General features: G+C 50.4%; 5 protein-coding genes. 3 read left to right on the forward strand and 2 right to left on the reverse strand.

Annotated elements, in window-relative coordinates; all coding sequences use genetic code 11:
* The first annotated feature begins 12 nt into the window (after window positions 1–12).
* Window positions 13–1350 carry a phenylacetate--CoA ligase family protein gene (locus B7982_RS10160; RefSeq protein WP_073425169.1) on the forward strand — a complete coding sequence of 446 codons (1338 nt, stop codon included), beginning with the start codon at window positions 13–15 and terminating at the stop codon, window positions 1348–1350.
* Between the two features lie 14 nt (window positions 1351–1364).
* On the forward strand, window positions 1365–1790 hold the full coding sequence (locus tag B7982_RS10165; RefSeq protein ID WP_015732209.1) for an ACT domain-containing protein: 426 nt from the start codon (window positions 1365–1367) through the stop codon (window positions 1788–1790).
* A 145-nt stretch (window positions 1791–1935) separates the two neighbouring features.
* Here B7982_RS10165 and B7982_RS10170 read toward each other — a convergent pair whose 3' ends face one another.
* A complete protein-coding gene (locus B7982_RS10170; RefSeq protein ID WP_233138494.1) occupies window positions 1936–4968 on the reverse strand; it encodes a CotH kinase family protein in 3033 nt (1010 codons plus the stop codon).
* Between the two features lie 260 nt (window positions 4969–5228).
* Here B7982_RS10170 and B7982_RS10175 point away from each other — a divergent pair, with 260 nt between their 5' ends.
* Window positions 5229–6578 carry a chloride channel protein gene (locus tag B7982_RS10175; protein WP_198953261.1) on the forward strand — a complete coding sequence of 450 codons (1350 nt, stop codon included), beginning with the start codon at window positions 5229–5231 and terminating at the stop codon, window positions 6576–6578.
* A 97-nt stretch (window positions 6579–6675) separates the two neighbouring features.
* Here the strand turns inward: B7982_RS10175 and B7982_RS10180 are convergent, their stop codons facing one another.
* Window positions 6676–7554, reverse strand: a complete 879-nt coding sequence (locus tag B7982_RS10180; protein WP_369833096.1) for a DUF4783 domain-containing protein — start codon at window positions 7552–7554, stop codon at window positions 6676–6678.
* Between the last annotated feature and the right edge of the window lie 40 nt (window positions 7555–7594).

The following is a 7594-nucleotide window of genomic DNA, read 5'->3' on the forward strand; positions in this document are numbered from 1 at the left end:
TTGAAGGATACTATGCGATCTACAGCTTGGAACGACGAAGAAAACAAAATCTTGCCCGAAATGGCGCTTGATTTTATGCCCGAAGAAAAATTGCGCGAATTGCAGTTGCAGCGTTTGCGTGCAACCGTGAAGCTCGCCTACGAGAAGGTTCCGCTGTTCCACGACCGCATGGTCGAAAAGGGCGTTACGCCCGATGACATCAAGTCTTTGAAGGACATCGTGAAGATCCCGTTTTCCATGAAGAAGGACTTGCGCGACACGTATCCGTACGGCCTCTTCGCTGTCGACATGAGCGAAGTCGTGCGCCTGCACGCTAGCTCCGGCACTACCGGTAAGCCGATTGTCGTCGGTTACACCAAGGAAGACATGGAAGTCTGGGCACAGGTCGTGAAGCGTGGCCTCCTCGCCTGCGGTTTCCGCAGCACAGACATTGTGCAGAACTTCTACGGCTACGGCCTCTTTACGGGCGGTCTTGGCATTCACGGCGGTTTCGAAGCCCTCGGCGCCACAGTCGTGCCGATTAGCGGCGGTAATACCGAACGCCAGGTGATGCTCATGAAGGACTTCGGCGTGACCGCAGTCGGTGGCACCCCGAGCTACTTTGTCCGCATTATCGACGTTGCCGAAAAGATGGGCGTCGACATTTCCAAGTTGAACGTGAAGCGCGGCATCTTCGGTGCAGAACCGTGGAGCGATGGCATGCGCGACTACATCGAAGAAAAGACGGGCATCAAGGCTTACGACATTTACGGACTTTCTGAAATTGTCGGCCCGGGCGTAGGTTGCGAATGCGAATGCCGCGACGGCATCCACATTTTCGAAGACCACTTCTACCCTGAAATCGTGGACCCGGAAACGCTCGAACCGCTTCCGGACGGCGAAGAAGGCGAACTCGTCATCAGTACGCTCAGCAAGCGCGCTATGCCGATCCTCCGCTACCGCACCCGCGACATCACTGCTATTGAAAAGACCAAGTGCAAGTGCGGCCGTACCATCCGCCGTATCCGCCGCATTGGCCGCCGCAGCGACGACATGATCATCATGCGTGGCGTGAACGTGTTCCCGAGCCAGATCGAAACGGCTCTTCTCCGCGCAGAAAAGGCTTTGCCGCATTACCAGATTGTGCTCGATACCAAGAACAACATGGATACGCTCGAAGTCAAGGTCGAAGTTTCTCGCGACATGGTGAGCGACTCCATGAGCGATATGGAACAGCTCTCCAAGAAGTTCAAGCACTCCATCGAACAGATTCTTGGCATCTCCGTGATTGTCACGCTCTGCGAACCGGATTCTCTGCCGCGTAGCGAAGGCAAGGCCAAGCGCGTCATCGACAACAGAAAGAAGATTTAAGAAGGAGAAAAAAAATGAAAATTCCACAGGTTTCAGTTTTCGTGTCGAACCGCCCGGGCCGTCTCCAGGCAGTTTGCCGCTCGCTCGCTGATGCAGGCATCAACCTTCTCTCGCTCACGCTCGCCGATTCAGGCGAATTCGGCCTTATCCGCCTGATCGTGAACGATTCTGAAAAGGCTGTCAATGTCCTTGCCAAGGCAGGCCTCAGCGCAACCGTTACCGACGTTGTCGCATGCCCTGTTGCAGACAAGGTTGGCGGTCTTGCAGACCTTCTCGACGTTCTCGGCGACTTGCAGATTGACTACATGTACGCCTACCCGTCCGAATGCTCGACGGCAACGAACGTCATGATTCTTCGCTTTAGCGATACCGAAAAGGCGCTCAAGGTCTTGGAAGAAAAGAACTTCAAGACTCTCAGCACTACAGAAATGCTCGGCTAAAATTGCGAGTTGCGCAGTCTGTGCAAGTTAAACGCGCAGACGAGATGCGCGAATGCGCGGACTAAACTACGCACGCTATTGCAAACAAAAACAGCTAAACGGCTTCCCGTTTAGCTGTTTTATTATGGATTTCAGTTGAGAGAAACTACCTGAACACGGCGGTAACAGACGTGACTTCACCCGGGTTCACCTTGCGGGTCATATCCGTGACGCCATCGCTCCAGCCCGTGAAAGTGCTGCCAGAATTTGCCTGAGCTGTAAGCGTGACCGGCACATCCCTGTAAAGCGAGACCGTCATCGAAGACTTATCCAAAGCGAGTCCATCCACGAGAATCGTGCCGGAACCCTGCGCCGTAAACGTCATTTCAACCGGAGAAGAAAGCGTAAAGTACGATTCCATCTGTTCACGGACCTTAGCCTGACGCGTCTGGGCAAAGCTCTTTATCGTTTCCAAAGCGTTGCTCATGCTAGATGCATTATAACCCCAGAATTCCTGATCGCGCGCCACTTCAGGTTCCACCTGCGACTGCAAATCGTTGATGCGCTTGAGGAGCCTATCAGCCGAGAAGTTCATCGAAAGGAGCACGCTAAAGCGGTTGATAAACGCATTCTTGAAGCCCTCGTTACTGAGCAAACGAATCATGAGAATCGTGTGCGGAGAAATAGAGCCGTTCGTCACCTGCTGCTGGCCACCGCCCATGCCACCCATGCCGAAGCCCATTCCCATACCCATGCCACTTGTGCCGCTAGCATTCGTCACATAGCTGAACACGTTTCCGGTCTGGGTATTGTAAGACACGCCGAAGCCAAAGTCCGTATCGTACATGAACCATTTCCACTTCGTCTTCTGACTTGCGACACGCCACTTTTTCATGTTGTTGTGCGGCCAGTCGCTGTTGTTCAAGAACATTTCGGCTTGCATGTAATTCATGTAGTTGTCGACATCAACCTGGTCTGCAATCTTCTTGTAGTTTGCATCCGATTTCAAATCGTTGTTCTGCAACCAATCCAACATAGATTTGTAATCCGCAGAAGAACCGACACTCGCTTCATCTGTACCGCTAGATGTTGTGGCAAGAAGGTCAATATCGTTCGGGTCATAGCCGTACTTGGTTTCGTAATAGTATTCGTTATTGCGTTCGCGCAAGTCGTGGATACCGTAATACTTGCCATTGTAATACACGATAACATAACGGCCACGCTGGTAATCGACGCCCAAGCCTTCCGTCATCGAAGTGCCCACACGGTCGCGCACATAATCGTCGCCGGAATTGTTACCAAAGTTTCTGAGCGAGAAGGCCTTAAACTTCTTGAGTTCCGGATAATCCGGGAACAGCGTGTATTTCAGGCGCTTTTCGCCATACTCTTCGCGCAACGTCACCGCAAAGGACTTCTTTTCTTTTGCACGGCTGTACTGGCCAGAAATCTTGTAGTCGCCCATCACGCCAAACGCCGGAGCCTGCGGCTTGCCAGGTTCAAACATTTCTACATAAACCGGGAGTTCTCGGTTGCTCCAGAAGTTTGCACCTTTTTTCGGATCCATCATGCTGGCGTTATTGCCCGTCATGTAAAGGCCGGAATCGGGGCTGAACATCGAAAGCGGATCGGTCGTCACAAAGAGCGCGGCAAGCGTGGGCTGCTTTTCGAAAACATAAGTACGGATAATTTCTTCACTCGGATAAGAGCCACCGACATACGCACGGCAACGCAAAACCGTCGTAGCGCTAATCGTCACCGTAGTCTGCACCACCGGAGAGTTTGAAGTCGGTTCGGCGCCGCCCTGTTCGCAACGAGTACCCGCCGGGAATGTAGCCGTCACCGGAGACGTGTAGAAACCAGAAGGCGGAATGTTCACTTCGGCAACTTGAACTTGTTCGGCAAAGACCTCGCCCGCCGTATTGCCATAAGGCGACGGAGTTGCAAAGCCCCACTTGCCGGCACCATCACGAGACCAAGAAGCGGTCGTCGGAACTGCACCAAAACGAACAGAGTCCAGCAAAGCGCCTTCGGCATTTACAAAGTACAATGCACCGCCATCCTTGTCCACCTTGAACGAAGCGTGCGGTTCATGGCCGCGATTGCGAGCAATGTACGACGTAATCTGAATGGTTGTCGATTCACTTCCCTGAGTTTCAGTCGCAAAAGTTGTTGCCGTTACATTATTGCGCTTGAGGTCCTTCGCATTATCATCGAGGCGGACATAGAACACCGATGACAAATCACCTGTACCGCGGAGATTCTTGCCGCTCCAATTGCTAAGCGAATCACCTTCCTTAAAGTTCACACGAATTTTGTGATTTTTGGTGATAAAGCCACGGACAACAAGCTGGTTGACCTTGCTAAGGCTAGACGCATTATTGGTCTTGACAACCACGCGAGAGTAATCCCCACCCTGGGCAACCTTCATCACAGACCCAATCTGGACAGAGCCATTTTCGCTAAAGCAGAGCGAAGACTTACCTTGCAAATTTTCGACATTGTTGCCAGATGAAGCAGCACCGGTATTGCCACCCATGTTGCCGCCCCAGCCGCCGCCACCCCAGTTGCCCATTCCGCCACCGAAATCGCCAAAGTTAAAGCCGCCCATGCCACCCGATGCAGATTCAGAACTGCAATCCGAGCTCATCATATTAAGCGAATCAGAAGGTAAGACATAGTCAGGATAATTCTTGCCCGAAAGGAAGACAATCATGAAACTTTTGGCAGGAACAGTCGCATTGCCAAAGACCCAGCGACGCGGATTAGACAAATCATCCGTAAGCGCATACCCATTCAAATTGACGGGAGCATCGGACGAGTTGTAAAATTCAACCCATCCCGGATCGTTACCGTCATTGTCCTTGAGATTTGCATTTGTCGGAGAAACTTCCGAGAAGAACACCGGGCTATTCCCTTCGAAATGCGGAATAACAGTAGCGGCGCTCGAAGCCGGAGGAACCTGAGCACTAGAAGTGGGAACTAATGCCGAAGAAGATGACTGAGCCACAGGAGACGACATTCCCGGAACACCCGCGGAGGAGCTACCCGGAATGCCAGCTGAAGAAAGTCCCGGAGCAAAAGACGAACTGGACCAACCGCCCAATTGACCGTCATTGGAATCGGAGCTAATTTCACCAATTCCCGGAGCCGCCATGCCAAAATCCGAAGAATTCGAATCACCGCAAGCGGATAAAACCAAACCAAAACTAATCCCAAATAACGCTACACCAGAAAAGATTTTTTTCATGTCTGATCCCTTAGAATTGAGCGATACATTTTGAGCGCCACACCAATCCAATCCTTGAGTTAAGTATATATTTAGCCGCGTTGCAAAAGCCTCTTTTTTTAATTTCACGTTGTAAAAGGATTGAGCATTTGACAACACGCAAAAAAGCGGAACAAGGCGTTCCGTTTTACTATTTTTGTCGTGAAAAAATTTTAACAAAAGCAGGATTTTACATGAATTTCAGCGACTTCAGCAAGGCGAGCCAACAGTTCAATCAGTTCAGCCCCGAGATGAAAGAACAAATGATGAAGATGGCAAAAGCCCGCGTAAAGGAAAAATTACTCAAGTGGTTTGCGACACCGACATTTGTGCTGCTCGGAATTATTCTCGGCGCAGTCATCGGCGCGCTCACCGCATGCTTTGGAGACATCAGTGACAGGCTTTCCGCCATCCGCGATGCAAACCCATTGTACTTTATTCCCGCCCTCGCCATCGGCGGTGCAGCCATCGTATTCGCTTATAAGAAATGGGGACGCTGGACGGAACGCGGCATGGACCAAGTCTTCGCCGTAGGCCTCAACAAAGAGAGCGACTTTCCGCTCGTCTCTATCCCGATGGCCGCTGTGAGCACTTGGCTGACGCAACTCTTCGGCGGAAGCGCAGGTCGTGAAGGGGCTGCTATGCAAATCGGCTCCGCACTTTCGTACAACATAAGCAAGAAGTTGCCATTTGAAAACGCAGCGCATGTTATGCTCGTGACCGGGCTTGCCGCAGGCTTCGCAGGAATTTTCCAAGCCCCGATGGCAGCCACAGCATTCGCATTGGAAGTTCTGCTCGTCGGCCACTTGGAACTTGGCGCATTGCTCCCCGCCGCCGCAGCCGCATTTACCGCCTGCAAAGTTTCGAGCATGCTCGGATTCCACAAGTTCAGCGTGGACTTGAGTTCGCTTCTCGATGCGAGTGGATTCTCGGCAAGCATTTTCACGAACGAAGGCGCACTTGACGGCAAGTTCCTTGTGAAGCTTGCGCTGATGGGCGTGCTCTTCGGAGTTGTCGGTGGCGGTTTTGCAAAGCTCCTCGGACTCTCGCAAAACTTTTTTGCTAAGAAGTTCCCGAACAACATCAAGCGAATCGCCATTATGGGCGTTGGAACAAGCGCTTTGCTGCTCGTATTTTTTCAAGGTCGTTATGCCGGACTTGGAACAAACTTGTTGGATTTGAGTTTTGGGGTTAATGCCGCCGGGATTGCCGGATATGACTGGATTCTGAAATTTGCACTCACAATCCTCACGCTCTCCGCCGGATTCATCGGCGGTGCCGTCACCCCGCTTTTCGCCATCGGTGCTTCCTTCGGAATTTTCATCGCAAGCATATTCGGAATGCCTGTTGCCCTTGCCGCAGCCCTCGGCTTTGCAGCAGTCTTTGCAAGCGCTAGCAACACGCTCTGGGCTCCCATCCTCATCGCCGGCGAAATCTTCGGATTCAATTGCCTCCCCGCATTCTTCATCGTCTGCACGGTCGCCTACATCTGCAACGGCGGACAATCGATTTACAAGCAAAAAAAGATTAGGATAAAGATTTAAAAAGCGAAGTCTTTTCATTACAAAAAGTCGTCCGAACAGCGGGCGACTTTTTTGCTTATCAAATCCGATTAAGCATTCTTCACAACTGTGTACTTTTCTATGTACTTTTCTGTGAACTTTTCTGTGTACTAGCATTAAAATTGGCATTTTCATCAATTAAAGTTCTTTTATCGAGCGAAGAAGTTTTCGTGTTTTTGGCAGTCTCCTTTAGCATAGCAATGATGTTGTGATACGCATCCGTGTATTCAATTTGCATAATCGTAGTGATTTTATTGCCAGCATCTTTACTCGATGCCCCGCAGTGAAATAATTTCTCGCTTTTTAATCCATAATCCAAGAAAATATAGCGGTCGTGAAATTTTCCGTTCGTTTCATACACATTTAACGAGATGTCGGGGCGTGCCTTTAAGAAATCCTTCTGCATCCGTTCCGTTAGCGTTTCAAAACCGCATTCATCACTATAAATCGTTACAGCGACGCCCTTGGCTATTTCACGCAACAAGTCCAGAGTTTTCACGCCAATATAATCATCGACAATCGTAATTGACTTTTTTGCCAAGCCATAAATCTGCATATAGGCGACATCCGCTTCCAGCTTACGCCCGTTCAAAATCAAGAAATGTTTGAAAGTGCTTGGATCAATGAAATTTTCCATAACTTTTTGAAGGTCCGACTTCATCACTGAAACATCTTCACGCGTCTCGGCAAGACCGTCACGAATTTCAGCAATATCCTTCGTATTCTGAACAGTATGTGAAGCAATTTGAGCTATACCATCAGTACCCAGCAAACTTCGATTTTCAGCAACAATGTAGTCCTTCATCTGCTTAAAAAGGCGGATAAGAGCCTTGCTTTGAGCCGTAGCACGCTCGCCCTTGAGAACCGTCATGAGCATGTAGATGCCCTGCTCGGTAAATGCATAAGGTGCATACCTAACACCGCCCCAACTTGAGGTGCAATTTGGAGATGCGGACAATAATTTAGACAGGTTGTTTGTCCAAATATAGTTTCCGGTA

Origin of the sequence: Fibrobacter sp. UWB2, assembly GCF_002210425.1 — a bacterium.
GTDB lineage: Bacteria > Fibrobacterota > Fibrobacteria > Fibrobacterales > Fibrobacteraceae > Fibrobacter > Fibrobacter elongatus.

Bases quoted from the DNA above. Each gene is read 5' to 3' on its own strand.
- B7982_RS10160 (WP_073425169.1), top strand. From the start codon at position 13: ATGCGATCTACAGCTTGGAACGACGAAGAAAACAAAATCTTGCCCGAA.
- B7982_RS10165 (WP_015732209.1), top strand. From the start codon at position 1,365: ATGAAAATTCCACAGGTTTCAGTTTTCGTGTCGAACCGCCCGGGCCGT.
- B7982_RS10175 (WP_198953261.1), top strand. From the start codon at position 5,229: ATGAATTTCAGCGACTTCAGCAAGGCGAGCCAACAGTTCAATCAGTTC.